This window comes from Rheinheimera oceanensis (genome assembly GCF_018831085.1).
Classification (GTDB): Bacteria; Pseudomonadota; Gammaproteobacteria; order Enterobacterales; family Alteromonadaceae; genus Alishewanella; species Alishewanella oceanensis.
In genome coordinates this window covers 198,662-216,404 of record NZ_JAGPNM010000002.1, presented here as the reverse complement: position 1 = coordinate 216,404, position 17,743 = coordinate 198,662, and the positions used below count along the sequence as shown (strand labels likewise).

15 protein-coding genes are annotated in these 17,743 nt (G+C 48.9%); 10 read left to right on the top strand and 5 right to left on the bottom strand.

From position 1 onward, the window contains the following. Position 1: 1 nt before the first annotated feature. Positions 2–901 (bottom strand): recombination-associated protein RdgC, encoded by a 900-nt coding sequence (locus tag J3B89_RS05605; protein ID WP_215396535.1) that lies wholly within the window; start codon positions 899–901, stop codon positions 2–4. A 44-nt stretch (positions 902–945) separates the two neighbouring features. Beyond that, a complete protein-coding gene (locus J3B89_RS05600) occupies positions 946–2,694 on the bottom strand; it encodes a sensor histidine kinase (protein WP_215396534.1) in 1,749 nt (582 codons plus the stop codon). A gap of 211 nt (positions 2,695–2,905) precedes the next feature. On the opposite strand from J3B89_RS05600, the gene J3B89_RS05595 reads away from it, so the two are divergent. The 7 genes from J3B89_RS05595 (at position 2,906) to ung (ending at position 10,472) form a co-directional block, all read left to right on the top strand. Further along, positions 2,906–3,271: a response regulator gene (locus tag J3B89_RS05595; RefSeq protein WP_215396533.1), complete on the top strand. Its 366-nt coding sequence runs from the start codon at positions 2,906–2,908 to the stop codon at positions 3,269–3,271. Then, the gene (locus tag J3B89_RS05590) at positions 3,268–3,882 is read left to right on the top strand and encodes a chemotaxis protein (protein ID WP_215396532.1); all 615 of its coding nucleotides are present in this window, start codon (positions 3,268–3,270) and stop codon (positions 3,880–3,882) included. The genes J3B89_RS05595 and J3B89_RS05590 overlap by 4 nt, the downstream gene beginning before the upstream one ends. Then, positions 3,882–4,844 carry a sensor domain-containing diguanylate cyclase gene (locus tag J3B89_RS05585; protein ID WP_215396531.1) on the top strand — a complete coding sequence of 321 codons (963 nt, stop codon included), beginning with the start codon at positions 3,882–3,884 and terminating at the stop codon, positions 4,842–4,844. The genes J3B89_RS05590 and J3B89_RS05585 overlap by 1 nt, the downstream gene beginning before the upstream one ends. Positions 4,845–5,107: 263 nt before the next feature. Next, the gene (gene thrA, locus J3B89_RS05580) at positions 5,108–7,567 is read left to right on the top strand and encodes a bifunctional aspartate kinase/homoserine dehydrogenase I (protein ID WP_215396530.1); all 2,460 of its coding nucleotides are present in this window, start codon (positions 5,108–5,110) and stop codon (positions 7,565–7,567) included. Between the two features lie 5 nt (positions 7,568–7,572). Beyond that, complete coding sequence (gene thrB, locus J3B89_RS05575; RefSeq protein ID WP_215396529.1) at positions 7,573–8,523, top strand: homoserine kinase; 951 nt, start codon at positions 7,573–7,575, stop codon at positions 8,521–8,523. Positions 8,524–8,535: 12 nt separating this feature from the next. Next, the gene (gene thrC, locus J3B89_RS05570) at positions 8,536–9,816 is read left to right on the top strand and encodes a threonine synthase (RefSeq protein WP_215396528.1); all 1,281 of its coding nucleotides are present in this window, start codon (positions 8,536–8,538) and stop codon (positions 9,814–9,816) included. Further along, the gene (gene ung / locus J3B89_RS05565; RefSeq protein ID WP_215396527.1) at positions 9,816–10,472 is read left to right on the top strand and encodes a uracil-DNA glycosylase; all 657 of its coding nucleotides are present in this window, start codon (positions 9,816–9,818) and stop codon (positions 10,470–10,472) included. Before thrC ends, ung begins: the two co-directional genes overlap by 1 nt. 52 nt (positions 10,473–10,524) lie before the next feature. Here the strand turns inward: ung and J3B89_RS05560 are convergent, their stop codons facing one another. The 3 genes from J3B89_RS05560 to tal form a co-directional block, all read right to left on the bottom strand. Continuing rightward, on the bottom strand, positions 10,525–10,698 hold the full coding sequence (locus J3B89_RS05560; RefSeq protein WP_215396526.1) for a DUF3545 family protein: 174 nt from the start codon (positions 10,696–10,698) through the stop codon (positions 10,525–10,527). A gap of 121 nt (positions 10,699–10,819) precedes the next feature. Continuing rightward, on the bottom strand, positions 10,820–12,439 hold the full coding sequence (gene pgi / locus J3B89_RS05555; RefSeq protein ID WP_215396525.1) for a glucose-6-phosphate isomerase: 1,620 nt from the start codon (positions 12,437–12,439) through the stop codon (positions 10,820–10,822). 26 nt (positions 12,440–12,465) lie between these two features. Continuing rightward, on the bottom strand, positions 12,466–13,416 hold the full coding sequence (gene tal / locus J3B89_RS05550) for a transaldolase (RefSeq protein ID WP_215396524.1): 951 nt from the start codon (positions 13,414–13,416) through the stop codon (positions 12,466–12,468). Between the two features lie 207 nt (positions 13,417–13,623). Here tal and J3B89_RS05545 point away from each other — a divergent pair, with 207 nt between their 5' ends. From J3B89_RS05545 to J3B89_RS05535, 3 genes are all read left to right on the top strand, one after another. Then, on the top strand, positions 13,624–15,240 hold the full coding sequence (locus J3B89_RS05545; protein ID WP_215396523.1) for a tetratricopeptide repeat protein: 1,617 nt from the start codon (positions 13,624–13,626) through the stop codon (positions 15,238–15,240). 83 nt (positions 15,241–15,323) lie between these two features. Continuing rightward, positions 15,324–16,100, top strand: a complete 777-nt coding sequence (gene yaaA / locus J3B89_RS05540) for a peroxide stress protein YaaA (protein WP_215396522.1) — start codon at positions 15,324–15,326, stop codon at positions 16,098–16,100. A 114-nt stretch (positions 16,101–16,214) separates the two neighbouring features. Then, positions 16,215–17,513, top strand: coding sequence for an inosine/guanosine kinase (locus J3B89_RS05535; protein ID WP_215396521.1), 1,299 nt, complete (start codon positions 16,215–16,217; stop codon positions 17,511–17,513). The last annotated feature ends 230 nt before the right edge of the window (positions 17,514–17,743 follow it).

Here is a 17,743-nt window from a genome sequence, read left to right as displayed (position 1 = left end):
GCTATTCAGCCGTGCTGAGTTGCTGGCTGATGTTCAGTAATGCTTTATTCAGCGCTGCAGCCATTAACATCAGATCGGCATCCAGCCTTGCTGGCAGATCTTCCCAGCCCAGTTCATCGTTCTGGCTGGTTAGCAAATCGTGGAATTTGATCCGTTTTATTGCACCGTCATCGGTGATTTGCAGTGACAAGCCTTCGCTTTGTTCCAGGCTGATGCTGGTTACCAGTTTATCCTGTAAGTGGCTTTGCACTTCATCAGCAGTCAACAGATGATTACTGAATTTAACTTTGGCACCTTCTTCATCGGGTGCTTTAAGTTCAGCATCGCTACCTTGCACAAAACCTTGCGGTAATGCCTGATTTTGCAACCACAGTTGTAAACTGGCATTTAGCTTATGGTTATCAAGCCATGGTAACGCAGGCAGCGAACCCAGTGCTTTACGTAACAATGCCAATACATCTTCTGCTTTGCCGGCACTGCTGGTGTTGATCACCAGCCACTGGTTTTGTGGGTCATAGTAGCCCTGTGTTAAAGAAGAGCGGCTAAAGGCTCTTGGTAACAAGCTCAGCTGCAACTCTTCTTTCAGGCTTTGTTTTTCTTTGCGGCTGAGTGGCCGGCCTTTTTCCTGTTCCAGCGCCTCCAGTTTAGGCTGCATTTCTTCGTTTATTACCGCTGCCGGCAGTATTTTTTCCTGCCGTTTTACTGCAAAAAATACTAAGTGCTCGCACTGATGACAGTATTGTTTAATGCTATGGTGCAGCGGAAAACTAAACCCCGTTCTGACCGCTTCCTGCGCGGTGAGCGGGGTAAATTTGAATTCAGTAAGGGCTTGCTCCCACTCAGCAACATCAGTACTCAGTGGTGCACTGAGCTTATAAACACGAACATTCTTAAACCACATAATTCACTCTGAACAATAAATCCGGAGCGGCAGTATAACGTGGATCAGCCTGAGATTTTCAGGTTTTTTGGAAAGCAGATATGGTAGTGCAAACCTTTGCCCGGTTCACTGTCTACCTGAATACTGCCGCCCAATGTCTGGCGTACCAGGTTGTAAGTGATATGGGTACCTAAGCCACTGCCGCCTTGATCACGTTTGGTGGTAAAGAAAGGATGAAACAGTTTTTCCAGTTGCTCCGGGGGCAAGCCTTTACCATTGTCACTGTACTTAATGTCCACATTGTCATCTTCGTCCAGCACGGTAATGCGGATCAGACCATTGTCCATATCTTCAAAACCATGGATCAGGGAGTTCATCAGTAAGTTGGTAAAAATTTGCGAAATTGCGCCAGCCGGGCAATTCAGCATAATGTTGTCCGGGCAGTTTACTTCGATGTGGTGGTGGGTCTTTTTAAAGTTAGGCTGCAAGGACCGGATAACTTCGTGCAGGTATTCAGCCAGATTTATCGTTCGTATGGCTTCGCTGGTTTGATCTACGGCAATTTGCTTAAAGCTGGCAATCAGTTCTGAGGCACGGATCAGGTTTGATTGCAGCAGTTCAGAGCCTTGCTTGGCCTCTTCGATAAAATGCTCCAGTGCTTTGGGCGACAAGGTTTTGTCATGATATGCCAGTTCCAGCGCATGAATTTTCTCAGCCAGGAAACTGGTTGCAGTAACGCCTATGCCAACAGGAGTATTCACTTCATGGGTAATACCAGCGACCAGGCCGCCAAGCGCAGCCATTTTTTCTGACTGTACCAGCCTGTCTTGCGCCTGTTTTAAATTATCGACAATTTTTTCCAGCTCGGTTTGCTTACTGCGCAGTGCATCTTCAGTATGGCGGCGGCGCTCTATTTCTTCACGCAGGCTTTGTTGCTTTACTTCCAGCTCTTGTTTTTGTTGTTGCAAGTCCATCATTGCCTGGCTCAGGCCTGAGGTTTTACGCGCAACTTCCTGCTCTAACATCAGGTTTTGCTGGTCCAGCTTCTCATTTGACAGCATCAGCTGTTTTTGTGTGGTTTCTAACTGATGTTTGTAGTCTTGTACCCGGCCAATCAAACGGTTAAAAGCATCTGCCATAACACTTAATTCTGACGTGTCGCCATGTTGTATTTCGACTTTGGCACCATCAAGCTGGTCCAGTTCTAAATCTTCAATCTGTTGTGTCAGCTCTGTTAGTGGTACAGTAAGTTGTCTGCGAAACGCCAGTAAAAACAATATAATAAGAAAAGTGGTTTTAAGCATCGCATTACCGATCAGGAAATAAATACCCACTTTTATTCTGTCGATCACCACAGCGCGGCTGGAAAACAGCGTGACATCGCCTACCTGGGTTGCCCGGCCGGAAAATTCAAAAATAAGTGGGAAAGTATAGCCAAAAATACCGGATTGCTGCTCGGTAAGGCGTACGCCTTCCCTGACCAACTGGGTACTAAAACGCTCTTTTATATCAATATAACGGCCCAGTTGAGTGATGACTGCGCCGCTGTCATCCCGTACGATAATGCCTTCTATTGCCGGTATTGCCAGTAAACCATCGGCAATAATCAATGCCTGCTGGGTATTCAGCTCCCATATTGCACGCGTCAGGCTGCCAGAGAAGGTTTGTTGCAGGGTTTCAAGTTCGCCGTTGATATGATTCTTAGTATTAAAATACTCCGCAACAATTTGTCCCAGTGTTACTACAAATGTCAGGATAAAATAAACTGACAACACCTTAGTCAGGAGCTTACGGGATAAGCTTTTATGTTGCATGAATTAACCTTGAGTAACGAAACATTATTAGTATTATACCGCTACCATAACCAATAACCTGAACTTTGAAAATAGCATTACAGTGGGATACGGTTAGTTGTTGCAGCTTATGTCAGCTATTTATAGCTCAGATATTGCTTTATAGCGGCACCCTGTATATATTTTTTAACCTGTTTACGCCAATTCATTATAATAATACAGGCTGCTGTAAATGGCTTTAACCGCACTTATCTGTGACGATTCCCTGCTTGCCCGGAATCAACTGAAAAAATCTCTGCCATCAGTTTTTGATGCCGACATTCTTACCGCCGGTAACGGAGTAGAAGCCCTTACTATCCTGAGAACACGTGAAGTTGGGCTGGTATTTCTTGATTTAACGATGCCGGAGCTTGACGGGGTGGGAGTGCTGGAGGCCATCAAAGCTGAGGCTATGGACTGTCTGGTTATTGTGGTTTCTGCTGATATTCAGCCGGAAATGCAAAAACGCGTTATGGAGCTTGGCGCGCTGGCATTTGTACAGAAACCGGCCACAGCCGATAAACTTGCTGCTGTTATGCACAAGTACGGTTTGATATGACAGAACTGCATTTCAGTGATGTACAGCGTGATTGCCTGCAAGAGTTGGTCAATGTGGCTATGGGGCAGGCCAGTGACAAGCTGGCGCGTTACCTCGGTACTTTTGTGCATTTGCAGGTGCCGTCTATTGCTCTGGTAGAGGCCACACTGTTATCGCAGCATTTTGCCAACCGCTATCAGCAACAAAGCGCAACATTGGTAAGCCTGGGTTTTTTTGGTGATCAGGGGCTGCGCGGTGAAACCATTATGCTGTACCAGCTGGCCAATGCCGGGGTTATTGCCCGCTTGCTGGGTTACAGCGATGATGCCGTTTCTGAAGCTGAAATGTTGACCGATATCAGCTCAGTGCTGACAACCACCTTTTTAAGCGGGCTGGCAGAGCAACTGGAAAATAGTTTTTCTTACGCTGCGCCCCGTATTTTATCAAGCCGCGATCAGTATTTTGCTGACAAACTGGCCTACACGGCTGAGCAGTGGCAATTGGCACTGCAGGTTGATATCCGTTATCAGTTAACCGATTACAGTTTCAACTGCGACATGATTCTGCTTATTCCCGGAGAGGCGGTATTGCGGCTGCGTCAGACGCTGGATAACATTCTGGCAGAATTTTGATGCAACTGGACTGGCTTCTGCAACCTTTACTCACTCAGCTTAATACCGGTGTGCTGGTATTGGATGCGCAATACCGGGTGGTATTTTTTAACCAGTTTATTGCCCGGCGTGCTGAGCTTGATCTGGCTAAAGTACAGGGTAACTTACTGGAAGATGTGTTTGCAGATTTACCGATAGCCTGGCTCAAGCGCAAACTGGACAGCGTATTGCATTTGCAGGTACCGGCGTTTAGCAGTTGGGAGCAGCGACAGTACATTATTAAACTTGCCCACCTGCGGCCCCTTAGCAGTGACAGCCAGTATATGGCGCAGAACTGCAGTATGCTGCCTCTTACTGCGCCTGATGGCGTATCGCGCTACATTTGTTTGTTGATTGAAGATGCTACCGACGCTTATGTGTATCAGCAGCAATTGCAGCAAAGTGTCATGCAACTGGAACACGCTAACCGCACCGACGGTTTAACCGGGGTGTATAACCGCCGCTACTGGCAGCAGCAGCTGGGATATGAAATTCAGCGTGCCGGGCGTTATCAGCATCCGCTATCTTTGTTGTTGTTTGACCTGGATAAATTTAAAGATATTAATGATCAATATGGTCACCAGGGCGGCGATTTTGTGTTGGTTGAATTGTCCCGTTTAATTGGTTCATTACTCAGAGACACAGATTTATTCGGCCGTTATGGCGGCGAGGAATTTGGCGTTATCTTACCTGATACCGGCATGACAGGTGCATTGCAAGTGGCTAACCGGATTTGCGACACTGTCGCCCGGCATAAAATGTTGTACAACCAGCAGACACTTAAAGCCACAATCAGTATTGGTGTGGTGTCTTATTTTGACCAAAGCATTGATGAGCTGATCCGGCGCGCCGACACAGCGCTGTACTGTGCCAAACGTCAGGGACGCAACAGAGCGGTTGTTTACCAGCCTGAGCTGGAAGGGTACCTTAAAAAGGTAAAATAATCACAGCTAAAAATTAGCCGTTGACAGACGTCTACAAGTCTGTGCATAGTGAAGCCATGAAAATAAAAACCACGACACTCACCACCATTATTATTACCACCAACCCTTCGGGGTAGGAGGTCGGCGGTGTGTTGTCTGTAAAAAAGACCCGTGACCTCAAATGTCACGGGTCTTTTTTTTGGCTCTGTTATGCGGAGCTGTTGCCGAATAACCAGGTCTCGCGATAACTGACAATAACAGTAAATTAAGCGAAGGAGTTTAAAATGAGGGTGCTCAAGTTTGGCGGATCGTCACTGGCGTCAGTAAGCCGTTTTGCCGGGGTTGCACAGATAGCGCAACAGCAAACGGCAACAGACAGTATTTGTCTGGTGTTATCAGCGCCGCAGGGCGTAACCAATACGCTGGTTGAGCTAACCGATTTAGCTTATTTGGGGTCGGATTTCAGCCCGTTATTGCTGCAGTTGCAGCAGCGCTATCAGGCGCTGGCCAGCGAAGCTCTGGCGTTATTTCCCACAGCGGAATTAAGCGGTTTAAAAGAGGTTATCAGCCAGCAACATAAGCAATTGCAGGCCCAGCTTACCGGTATTCAGTTACTCAGACATTGTCCGGACCATATTAAAGCGCAAATTCTGGGGTTGGGCGAGCAATTCAGCGTTGCCCTGATGACTGCGCTCTTAAGTGCTAAACAGCTGCAGGTGGTTGCACTGGATGGTGTAAAACTGGTGAAAAGCAGCGGTGATTATTTAAACGCCACGGCAGATATTGCTGCATCAGAACTGACGTTACAACATGCTATTGCCAGCCAGAGTGCACAGGTGTACGTGATTGCCGGTTTTGTTTCCAGTAATGCACAGGGCGAAACATGCTTGCTGGGGCGTAACGGCTCTGATTACTCCGGTGCTATTGTTGCCGCCAGTATCCGCGCCAGCGCCTGCGAGATTTGGACCGACGTAGATGGTGTCTATAGCGCTGATCCACGCCAGGTCAAAAATGCCAAGCTAATTGACCGATTGTCTTACGACGAAGCAATGGAGTTATCATATTTTGGTGCCAAGGTATTACACCCGAAAACTATAGGCCCACTGGCGCGGTACAATATTACCTGTTTTATTAAAAACACCCTTAATCCATCAGCGCCAGGCACCTGTATAGATAATAACGGTGAAGGTGATGCCTTGGTTAAAGGTATTTCCAGCCTTGAGCATCTGGCGCTGGTTACGGTATCGGGCCCGGGTTTAAAAGGTGTGGTGGGAATGGCGAGCCGGGTATTTGCTTCAATGGCTCGGGCGCATATTTCTGTCAGCCTGATCACTCAGTCATCATCAGAATTCAGCATCAGCTTTTGCGTGCCGCAGTTGCATTTAACGGCAGCCAAAAATGCCCTGCAACAAGAGTTTGAATTAGAATTGCAAACCGGTTTGCTGCGCCCGCTGAGTATTTTGTCTGACATGGCCATTGTCAGCCTGGTTGGTGACGGTATGCGCCAGCACCGTGGTGTTGCAGCGAAGTTTTTTGCTTCGCTGGCGCAGGCGCGGGTTAATGTTGTTGCTATAGCGCAGGATAGCAGCGAGCGTTCTATTTCGGCGGTTATTGAGCAGGCAGCCTGTAAAAACGCGGTAAAAGTGTGCCATGAAAACTTTTTCAGCCATATCCCCAGTATTGATGTGTTTCTGGTTGGCTGCGGTGTGGTAGGTAGCGAGCTGCTGCAGCAAATTCAGCGCCAGCAGGCTTTTTTGCATAGCCGCCAGGTTAAAGTAACGGTGTACGGCATAGCCAATAGCAAGGCGGTGTTGTTGCACAGTGACGGTATTGATTTATCGCAGTGGCAGCCACAGCTGGCAGAGGCGAAACAGGCGTTTTCTCTGGATACACTGAACCAGTTTGCCCGGCAACATCATCTGACTAATCCGGTATTGGTAGATTGCACCAGCTCAGAGCAGGTGGCTGCGCAGTACGCAGATTTTATTGCTGCGGGCTTTCATGTAGTAACCCCAAATAAAAAAGCCAATACGGCTTCTTATGCTTATTACCAGCAACTGCGACAGCTGGCACAGCAACATCGGCGCCGGTTTTTGTATGAAACCACAGTTGGTGCCGGTTTACCGGTTATTGATACTTTACAGGGGTTACTCAATGCCGGTGACGAATTGCTGGCCTTTGAAGGGATATTATCAGGCTCGTTATCTTATATTTTTGGCGAGCTTGAGGCTGGTGTCAGCCTGTCTGATGTCACTAAAAAAGCCCGGGCAATGGGCTTTACCGAGCCGGATCCGCGCGATGACTTATCCGGCATGGATGTTGCGCGCAAGCTGTTAATTCTGGCGCGTGAAGCTGGCATGGCGCTGGAGCTTAGCGATGTTGAGGTAGAATCGGTATTGCCGGCAGATTTTGCTGCAGGTGCCAGCACAGATGATTTTATCGCTGCCTTACCGCAGCTTGATAACAACTTTGCCAAACGGATTGACGCCGCCAAAGCCGAAGGTAAAGTACTGAGGTACATCGGCGAAATTGCAGACGGCAAATGCCGGGTAGCGATTAAGGCGCTGGCGGCAGACCATCCGCTGGCCAAAGTGAAAGACGGTGAAAATGCGCTGGCTATTCATACCCGTTATTACCAGCCTATTCCGTTTGTACTGCGTGGTTATGGTGCCGGTGCGGCGGTAACATCAGCAGGGGTATTCAGCGATATTATGCGTACCCTCGGCTGGCAACAACAGGTGTAATAACGATGCAGCAGTTTTCTTATGTAAAGCGTTATTACGCCCCGGCCTCTACCGGTAATTTCTCGGTTGGTTTTGACCTGTTAGGTGCTGCTTTTGAGCCGGTAAATGGTGAATTATTTGGCGATGTACTGGATATTTGCGCTGAGCAGGCAGAGCTGAGCTTAGATATTGTTGGCCGGTATCTGCATCAGTTACCGGCAAACACTACGGATAATCTGGTACTCAGCTGCTTTTATGCCTTTGAACAAAAGCTGGGGCGTACCTTACCGCGCCTGGCGCTGCGGTTGCATAAAAACCTGCCGGTGGGAAGTGGCCTGGGTTCAAGTGCCTGTTCAATAGTTGTAGCTTGTTATGCATTTAATGAATACTTTGGTAAACCGTTATCTGAAGCTGAATTGTTGCAACTGATGGCGCAGGCGGAAGGCGGTGTCAGTGGCAGCGTGCATTATGATAATGTCGCACCATCGTATTTGGGGGGACTGCAACTGATGTTGCCGCAAAGCCCGCATATTTGTCGTGCTTTACCCTGGTTTGAACACTGGCGGGTGGTACTGAGTTACCCCGGCACGGTGCTATCGACCAAGGCTGCACGCGCAGTATTGCCACAGCAGTTAAGTTTGCCCCACAGCATTGCTTTTGCCGGTATGTTAAGCCGTTTTGTCAGTGCGCTGTATGCTGGGGATGAAACAGACGCCGGTGCAGCCTTGCAGGATTTGGTGGCTGAGCCTGCGCGCACACCGCTGATACCTGAACTGCCTTCGCTAAGAGCCGCGTTAATGGCTGAAGGGGTGTTGCATGTGGGTATCTCAGGGGCTGGCCCTACCTTATTTGCATTATGCCGCAATGAAGCGCAGGCTCAGCTTGCTGCTGGCTATTTATCGCGGCATTATGAAAAGAATCAGGACGCGACTACACAAATTTGTCGCTTATCATTGGCTGGCGCACGGACGCTGTAGGAAAGAATAACGATGTTAACAAATATTAAAGTACCTGCTGAGCAGGTGAGTTTTTTACAGGCAGTACGCCAGGGGCTGGGGCAACAGCAAGGTTTATTTTTCCCCACCAGTTGGCCTGAACTGGATATTGATAAACTGCTGGATATGCCTTTAGTTGAACGCAGTAGCGTTATTTTACAGGCGTTAATCGGTGACGAATTAAGCCAGGCAGAAGTTGCGCAGATGGTTAGCAGTGCTTTTACTTTTCCTGCGCCACTGGTGCCGGTAACCGACGACGTAAGTTGCCTTGAGTTGTTTCACGGCCCGACTCTGGCATTTAAAGATTTTGGCGGCCGCTTTATGGCGCAGGCGCTGGCAAAGGCGCAGGGCGGAAAGAAAACCACTATTGTTACGGCAACGTCGGGCGATACCGGCGCGGCCGTGGCGCATGCTTTTTACCGCCAGAGTGGTGTGCAGGTGGTGATTTTATTCCCTAAAGGTAAAATCAGCCCGTTACAGGAAAAGCTGTTTACCACGCTGGGTGAAAATATCACCACGCTGGCGGTAGAGGGCGATTTTGATCAGTGTCAGGCACTGGTGAAACAGGTGTTTGATCACAAAGCACTGGTAGAAAAACTCAGTATTAACTCGGCTAATTCTATTAATATCAGCCGTTTATTTGCCCAAATTTGCTATTACTTTGAAGCGGTAGCACAAGTGCCTGCCGATAAGCGTAGCCAGATAGTGATTGCGGTGCCCAGTGGTAACTTTGGTAATTTAACTGCCGGTTTAATTGCCAAAGCGCTGGGCTTACCCATTAAACGTATGGTTGCGGCGACTAATGCGAATGACACCGTGCCGCGTTATTGGCGCAGTGGTAACTGGCAGCCAAAAACAACCGTTGCCACACTGTCAAATGCGATGGATGTTGCGGCACCAAACAACTGGCCAAGAGTAGAGGCATTACTGGCACAAGGCGTCATTAAACGCACTGATATTGAGGCGGTAATGGTAGACGAAGATGACACCGTATTTGGTGTGCGGCAATTATCTCAGCTTGGCTATTTAAGCGAGCCGCATGCCGCGGTGGCTTTTAAAGCATTAAAACGCAGCCTGCAGCAAGGCGAATACGGTATTTTCCTCGGTACTGCTCATCCGGCTAAGTTTAAAGAGCAGGTTGAAAATATTCTGGGTACCCCGATAGCCTTGCCGGAAGTGTTGGCGCGCTGTGCCTCAGAGCAGGGGCTGAGTAAAGACATTCCGGCAGATTTTACCGTGTTGCAGCAAGAGCTGTTAAAGCTGGAGCAAGTCTGATGCCGTGGCAACAGCTGTTAGGGCAGGAGAAAACCCAACCTTATTTTATTGCTACGCTGGAGCAGGTAAAACAGGCGCGTCAGGCCGGACAGGTGATATATCCGCCTGAAAGTGATGTATTTAATGCCTTTAAACTAACCGAGCCGGATAACCTTAAAGTGGTGATCCTGGGGCAGGATCCTTATCACGGACCGAACCAGGCGCATGGCCTGGCGTTTTCTGTGCGCCAGGGCGTTCGGGTGCCACCATCACTGCAAAATATGTATAAAGAGCTGGCACTGGAATATGCCGATTTTCAGATCCCGCAGCATGGCTGTCTGGAAAGCTGGGCGCGGCAAGGGGTATTGCTGCTTAATACCGTGCTTACTGTGGTGGCAACTGAGCCTAATTCACACCGTCACTTAGGTTGGGAGCAATTTACCGATAAGGTGATTGCCCAAATCAGTGCACAGTGCCAAGGTATTGTATTTCTGCTTTGGGGTTCACACGCGCAGAGAAAAGGCCGCCTGATCGACCGGCAACGCCATTTTGTGCTGGAAGCACCGCATCCGTCACCGCTGTCTGCTCATCGCGGCTTTTTAGGTTGTGGCCACTTTAAACTGGCAAATGAGCTACTGGTTAAGCAAGGTAAAACCCCGGTTAACTGGCAGCTGTAATCCAATCTGGCTCAAAAGCAAAAAACGCCCGCTGTTGCCAGTGGGCGTTTTTTTACAATTCGATATCAGCTAATTCAGGTTCAATGGTCCAGTCAATATCGCTCAGTTCCCTTTTCAGGCGCTGGCGCTCTTTGAGCTGTTCAATTTCACGCCACTTACGCTTTACCGTACGCGGTTTCGCGGCGGGGCGTTCCAACATATTCAGTAAGTCTTCGAAGCTTTCCATAGTTTGGCCTCTCTGATAGTTGTTCGATAGTTGTTGTTATTTTCAACAAATGATTTACCACATTTTGCATCAAAATAAAACAACTAAGTGACAACACTATGACAGGCCCAGATTATTTAGCTTACTTAGATTGTAAAAATGCCTTAACTAATGCCTGGGTCGAACTGTCCAGTTTAGTGGCATCAGCTCCGCTTAATGCCTGATAAATCGGGCCGGACAGCTGTTTGCCCAGCTCCACCCCCCACTGATCAAACGAATTAAGGCGCCATAACACGCCCTGGCAAAATACTTTATGCTCATACAACGCGATTAAAGCGCCAACATAGTAAGGCGATAATTCCGGCAATAGCAGAGTATTGCTGGGCTTATTACCCGGTGATACTTTATGCGGCGCTAACTCTGCAGCCTGTTGGGCCGTCATACCTGCTGCCAGGCATTCGTCTGTGGCTTCCTGCAGTGTTTTACCCTGCATTAATGCCTGTGTCTGGGCAAAACAATGCGCCGCCAAACGCTGGTGGTGATCGGTTAAGCTATGCGCCGGTTTCAGTGGCAAAATAAAATCGGCCGGCACAGCCAGCGCGCTTTGGTGCAATAACTGATGGTAGGCATGCTGGCCGTTAGTACCGGCGTCGCCCCAGATTACCGGTGCGGTAGCGTCAGTTAATGGCTGGCCGTTAGTATCAACGCTCTTGCCATTAGACTCCATGTCCAGTTGTTGCACATAAGAGGGCAGCAAGCGCAGATAATGACTGTACGGCAGTAAAGCCTGCGCCTGGCAGCCAAAGCCGTTAATGTACCAAATGCCCAGCAGTGCCAGTGTCAGTGGCATATTCTCAGCCTGCGGCGCGTTGATAAAGTGCTCGTCCATGGCTTCAGCGCCGTTAAGCAACCGGGCAAAATGTTCGTTGCCAATCATCAGTGCTACCGGCAAGCCAATGGCTGACCATAACGAGTAACGCCCGCCAACCCAATCCCACATCGGCAGAATATTTTGCTCGACAATACCAAACTCTGCGGCTGCGGCAATATTAGACGACGTAGCCCAGAAATGCCGTGCAATAGCAGCGGCATCTGCACCATTGTCTTTAAACCATTGGCGCACTGCCAGCGCGTTTTGCTTGGTTTCTTCAGTGCCGAATGATTTAGACGCAACAAACACCAGGGTAGTAGCCGGATCGAGGTGTTTCACCACATCGGATACTACAGCGCCATCAATATTACCGGCAAAATGCAGTTTAACCGGGCTGCAGTGATAAGGTGTTAATGCTTCTACCGCCATTTGCGGGCCAAGTAACGAGCCACCAATGCCAACCCAGATCAGATCAGTTATGGCTTTGCCGCTGTAACCTTTATATTCACCCCGGTGTAACTGGCTGACCAGCGCTGTCATTCTGGCGCGGCAATCGGCGATAGCGCTACCGATATCTTCGCCATCAAGCTCAAGCCCTGTCACATCAGTTTTTCGCAGCATGGTATGCCATACTGTGCGCTGTTCGGTGTTGTTAATTTTGTCGCCCGCCAGCATTGCCTGCAGCACTGGCTTAATATTACTTTGTGCCGCCAGTTGTTGCAGCGCCTGCCAGCTTTGGTCATCAATCAGGTTTTTCGAGTAATCAAGGGTAATACCACAAGCTTCAGTGCTAAAACGGCTGGCCCGGCCGGGATCGGTATTAAACGCCTGGCGTAACGAAAAGTGTTTTGCTGCCAGCTGTTTAAGACCAGACAATGTGGAACCTGACATACTCTACTCCCCTGAAAAATGTGTGATTAAAGTGCCTGCTGGATCAGTTGCTCCAGCTTACGTTGGTCAATAGCAAACTTGCGAATACCTTCAGCCAGTTTTTCTGTGGCCATAGCATCTTCATTTAATGCCCAGCGGAACTGGCTTTGGCTCAGTTGTTCCGGTGCAGGGCTGGAGGCGCCGTTATCGGTTAAATGCACGGTCAGCTTGCCTTGCTGCTGGCTTAGTTCAGCCAGTAAGCCGGGGCTGATGGTTAAGCGGTCACAACCGGCCAGAGCTAATACTTCGCCTACGTTACGGAAGCTGGCGCCCATCACCACGGTTTTAAAACCATGTTGTTTGTAAAAACGGTAAATTTCACGTACTGATATTACGCCGGGATCCGTTTCGCTGGTGTAATCCTGGCCAGTGCTGGCTTTGTACCAATCCAGAATGCGGCCCACAAAAGGTGAAATTAAATAGACACCGGCTTCAGCACAGGCGCGGGCCTGAGCCATATGAAACAGCAGCGTCAGGTTACATTGAATACCTTCCTGCTCCAACTGGCGTGCAGCCTGAATACCTTCCCAGGTAGAGGCAATTTTTATCAGAATGCGCTCAGTGCCTATGCCGTTTTCTTTGTACAACGCAACTAATTGGCGGGCTTTAGCTATGGTGGCATCAGTATCAAAAGACAAGCGGGCATCAACTTCGGTAGATACCCGGCCCGGCACCAGCTTACTGATGGCTGTGCCAATATCAACGGCAAATTTGTCTGATGCCAGGCTAAGCCGGGCTTCAGCCGTGCTGGCTTTACTTTTGGCATAGGCCACCGCACCGGCTAACACAGGCTTGGCAAATTCCAGTTGGCTGGCATTTAACAATAAGCTGGGATTAGTGGTAGTATCTACCGGACGGAACTGCTCAATGGCGGTCAAATCGCCGCTGTCGACCACTACGGTGGTCACTGCTTTTAGCTGGGTAAGTAAGTCGCTCATATTGTTTTATTACCGTATTTTTGATCACATTCTAGTGATGTAGCGTTTAATAAGCAATTAATGTAGGAATATTACAACAAAGTTCGGTGCTAACCGGATTTTAACTACATTAGCGTTGCGTGACGTAAAGTAAGTTACTATATTGCCTGTTTTTGCCGGGCTTAAAAGTCCATAGTCTGTTTCGGTGTAAATTAGCACAGGATCTCGATGATCTTCCAAACCAGCTTTTATAAAAGTAAAAAACTTCTGTTAATCGAAGACTGTGAGCCGGTGCGTGCCTCTATTAAGGGCATGTTACAGCAAATAGGTTTCGATGATATTACCGCTGTTGCCGACGCAATGCAGGCTATATCTCCGGCCAGACGGCACAGCTTTGACTTTATTCTGGCTGATTTTAATCTGGGCGACGGTAAAGACGCACTGCAGTTGTTTAACGAGTTATCTGCACTTGGGGCGATTAAAACCGCTTGCTGTTTTGTTCTGATGAGTACCGAGCCACAACGTTTACCAATGTTTGGTGTATTGCAGGGTACCCCCGATCATTTTGTATTAAAGCCGTTCTCCTATGTAGAGCTGGAAAAACGGCTGGCTAAAGCCTGGCAAAACCGCACTGCACTGCGTAAGGTTTATCAGGCCATCAAGCAGGCCGATTTAGCCAACGCCTTGCTGGAATTGGATGAAGCCCTAAAAGCCGGTTCAGCAAACCCCTTGCAGGCCCTGCGCTTAAAAGGCGAACTGCTGCTGGCACAAGGCGAATATAACGCTGCAGCACAGCTGTACAGCAAAATTAAGCAACAACGCGATTTTAGCTGGGCCCGCCTGGGTGCTGCCGCCACCATGGTAAAACTACAGCAATGGGACAATGCTGAGCAGTTATTACTGCAGCTGGCGGAGCAGGATGATATTCGCCCTGAAGCTATAGAGTGGCTGGCCCGGTGTTATTTGTTGCAGGCTGACTTAGCCAAAGCACAGGAACAACTAACCGAACTGCTAAAACTACAACCTACCAATATGGCGGCACATTACGCCCTGGCAGATGTATTACAGCTTAACGGCCAGCAGGAAGATAGCAGTAAATATTTACAAAAACTGGTTCAGCAGTTTCGTTTTTCCGCTTTTGACGCACCTGATTGCTATCTGCAATTAAGCCGCTTATTACTGGAGCAGGCACAATACACCGAGTTGGCTGCCTTTACCGGCGCACTGAAAAAAAGCAGTGAAGCCCTGGCGAATATGCCACAAAAGCTGGTCACAGATATTATAGAGCCCGAAATAGCTGTACTACGGGCGCGTATCAGTTTATTGCAGGGCAATGTGGCCGATGCCAGACAGCAATTAAACCTTGTTACCGTTGCCAGCAAACCTGTGCATGTTGGCGCCGAGTTGGACAAAGCCCGTCTGGCTTTTGCTCTGGGCGATACTAAACAGGCTGAAGCGCACCTTGCCGTGCTAAAAAGTGCTGATTTTGCTGCGGATGATCTGTCGGGTTGTTGCCAGCGTTTACTAGCCAAACAAGCTGTGCTGCGTGAAACAGAACTCAGAGCGCAACTGCGCGATTTAAACCAGGCCGGTATGGACGCTGTGCAAAAAGGTAATGTAAAAGCCGCACTGGTAAAACTACGCCAGGCGTTTTTGCTGATGCCGTGTAATGCCGGGCTGGCACTTAACCTGCTACAGGTACTAGGCCAGTTGCCGGCACATAAAGCCTTGTTGCCTTTGGCTAAGGCAGTGCTCAGTGCGTTGGAAAACACTGCTTTAACCCATGCTAACCAGCAGCGTCTGGCTCAGCTGTTGCCGCAGTTGCCAGAGCTGTACCTTGATTAGGCAGCTTGATTAACCAGCCTGATTGCACAGGTTTGATTAACAGTACCCCGATTAATAGAGCTTGAAGAATACCGGAATTATCTATGTTGTTGCTTATATCTCCTGCAAAGGATCTTGATTTTCAGCCGCTGGCAAAGCCACTGCCTGTTACCCAGCCGGATATGCTGGCACAAAGCCAGCAACTGGCCGAAATTTGTAAAACCCTGACTCCGGCTGATTTATCCTCACTGATGCATATCAGCGATAAACTGGCGGGCTTAAATGCTGCCCGTTTTGCGCAGTGGCAATTGCCTTTTACAGAAGACAATGCCAAAGCAGCCTTATTTGCCTTTAACGGTGACGTGTATCAGGGGCTGGATGCTGCCAGTTTAACTGCAGACGACATTGCCTTTGCCCAGCAGCATTTGCGTATTTTAAGTGGCTTATATGGTGTACTGCGGCCACTGGATTTAATGCAACCTTACCGGCTGGAAATGGGCACCAAACTGGCAAACCCACATGGTAAAGACTTATATGCGTTTTGGCAAAACAGTATTACTGAACAGTTAAACCAGCAGCTTAGTACATTGCAAACTGAGGTAGTGGTTAACCTGGCGTCGCAAGAGTATTTTAAGGCGGTCAAACCTAAGCTGCTGCAGAGCCGGTTGATATCACCGGTGTTTAAAGATTTTAAAAACGGCCAGTATAAAATTATCAGCTTTTTTGCCAAAAAAGCCCGCGGCCTGATGGCGCGCTATATCATTGAAAAGCGTCTGACTACAGCAGAACAACTGAAAGGCTTTGATTTAGCGGGATATCAATATAGTGCTGAGCAATCAAGCGCTGACGAACCGGTATTTTTACGCCACAGCACAGAATAGTTTTTATCTGTGGAACAAGCCGGTTCTGCTGACTGATTCAACATTACGTTCAACCGTTTTTTTGTTACAATGCCGCTCTTTGCCGGTAACGGCGTGCCAGTGGTGTTGTAACAAATGAAATTTCCCGGCCTGCGTAAAATTAAACATTATTTCCCGGTGTCCCAGCCCAAACCTCAGCTACCCAGCTTTGAAGTGCGGCCGGAGCTGGATACTTATATCGTTGGCCTGGATCAAACTATTGTTGATGTAGTTGCCAGCGTTAGCGATGAATTTCTGCAAAAGTATAATATCCGCAAAGGTTTATCTAACCTTGTTGAGCACGGTAAAGCCAACCTTATTTATCAGGAACTGGTAGCGCAGCAGGCCATATCAGATCATTTCGCCGGTGGTACTATCGGCAATACTATTCACAATTATTCTGTACTGGCTGATGATAAATCAGTGCTGCTGGGGGTTATGTCGGCCAATATTGCGCTGGGCTCACCGGCGTATCACTATGTTTGCCACACCAGCTCGAAAGTAGATATGAACCATTTACAGGGCGTGGCCGGTGATATTGGCCGGGGTATTACCATGATAACACCGGACGGCGAGCGTACCTTTGTTATTGACCCCAGCGATATGGACGAGCTAAGCCCGGATTACATTCCTACTGAGATCATTGCCGGGGCTGCGGCCTTTGTGGTTAGTGCTTACCCGCTACGCGCTAAAGATCAGCCCATTCAGCAGGCGATGTTAAAAGCCCTGCAGGATGCCAAAGCGCATAATGTGCCGGTGGTAATGAGCCTGGGCACCCGGCATTTGGTAGAAGAAAACCGCGGGCAAATTCTGCTCACCATTAAAGATTACGTTAACGTACTGGCAATGAACGAACTGGAGGCTGAAGCCTTAACCGGTTTTGCCGATCCGCTTAAAGCCGCCGAGGCAATATTGGATCACACAGATATGGTGCTGATCACTGCCGGGCCTGAGGGCTTGTACCTGTGTGGCCATACCGACGACAATGTAAAACGTGAAAGCAGTAACCCGATTAAATCGGCCAGCCTGGCCGATTTTAACCAGTATGAGTTCAGCCGGCCGATGCTGCATGCCAACTGTGTCAAGCCACTAAAAGTATATTCGCATATCGACCCGTATTTAGGCGGGCCGGAGCGGATTAAAAACACTAACGGCGCTGGCGATGGGGCGCTGTCGGCAATATTACATGATATGGCGGCAAATCATTTTCACAAGCAGGTGCAGCCGTTGTCAGGCAAGCATGAGCAGCCGTATCTGGCGTATTCCTCATTTGCACAGATCTGTAAGTACGCTAACCGGGTTAGCTATGAAATTCTGGTACAAAATGCACCGCGTTTATCCAAGGGCTTACCTGAGCGGGAAGACAGCCTGGAAGAGGCTTACTGGGAGAGATAATCATTCAGGCATGATGCAGTGGTGACGCTGCGCAACGCGCTAAGCTGGTGTCCCGATAGCGCAGCCACAGAGTGTCTGAGCAAGCCAAGGATGGCTTGCGACAAATTCTTAGGGAAAGAATTTAAACAGCGTTAGCTGGCCCGAAGGGGGATGGGCAGGATTGCCCATCATAGTTGCAGTGGCGAGCATAGCGGGATTTCCAGCTTAGACGTTCAGTAGTAGGAGGATCC

Bases quoted from the DNA above. Each gene is read 5' to 3' on its own strand.
- J3B89_RS05605 (WP_215396535.1), bottom strand. From the start codon at position 901: ATGTGGTTTAAGAATGTTCGTGTTTATAAGCTCAGTGCACCACTGAGT.
- J3B89_RS05600 (WP_215396534.1), bottom strand. From the start codon at position 2,694: ATGCAACATAAAAGCTTATCCCGTAAGCTCCTGACTAAGGTGTTGTCA.
- J3B89_RS05595 (WP_215396533.1), top strand. From the start codon at position 2,906: ATGGCTTTAACCGCACTTATCTGTGACGATTCCCTGCTTGCCCGGAAT.
- J3B89_RS05590 (WP_215396532.1), top strand. From the start codon at position 3,268: ATGACAGAACTGCATTTCAGTGATGTACAGCGTGATTGCCTGCAAGAG.
- J3B89_RS05585 (WP_215396531.1), top strand. From the start codon at position 3,882: ATGCAACTGGACTGGCTTCTGCAACCTTTACTCACTCAGCTTAATACC.
- thrA (WP_215396530.1), top strand. From the start codon at position 5,108: ATGAGGGTGCTCAAGTTTGGCGGATCGTCACTGGCGTCAGTAAGCCGT.
- thrB (WP_215396529.1), top strand. From the start codon at position 7,573: ATGCAGCAGTTTTCTTATGTAAAGCGTTATTACGCCCCGGCCTCTACC.
- thrC (WP_215396528.1), top strand. From the start codon at position 8,536: ATGTTAACAAATATTAAAGTACCTGCTGAGCAGGTGAGTTTTTTACAG.
- ung (WP_215396527.1), top strand. From the start codon at position 9,816: ATGCCGTGGCAACAGCTGTTAGGGCAGGAGAAAACCCAACCTTATTTT.
- J3B89_RS05560 (WP_215396526.1), bottom strand. From the start codon at position 10,698: ATGGAAAGCTTCGAAGACTTACTGAATATGTTGGAACGCCCCGCCGCG.
- pgi (WP_215396525.1), bottom strand. From the start codon at position 12,439: ATGTCAGGTTCCACATTGTCTGGTCTTAAACAGCTGGCAGCAAAACAC.
- tal (WP_215396524.1), bottom strand. From the start codon at position 13,416: ATGAGCGACTTACTTACCCAGCTAAAAGCAGTGACCACCGTAGTGGTC.
- J3B89_RS05545 (WP_215396523.1), top strand. From the start codon at position 13,624: ATGATCTTCCAAACCAGCTTTTATAAAAGTAAAAAACTTCTGTTAATC.
- yaaA (WP_215396522.1), top strand. From the start codon at position 15,324: ATGTTGTTGCTTATATCTCCTGCAAAGGATCTTGATTTTCAGCCGCTG.
- J3B89_RS05535 (WP_215396521.1), top strand. From the start codon at position 16,215: ATGAAATTTCCCGGCCTGCGTAAAATTAAACATTATTTCCCGGTGTCC.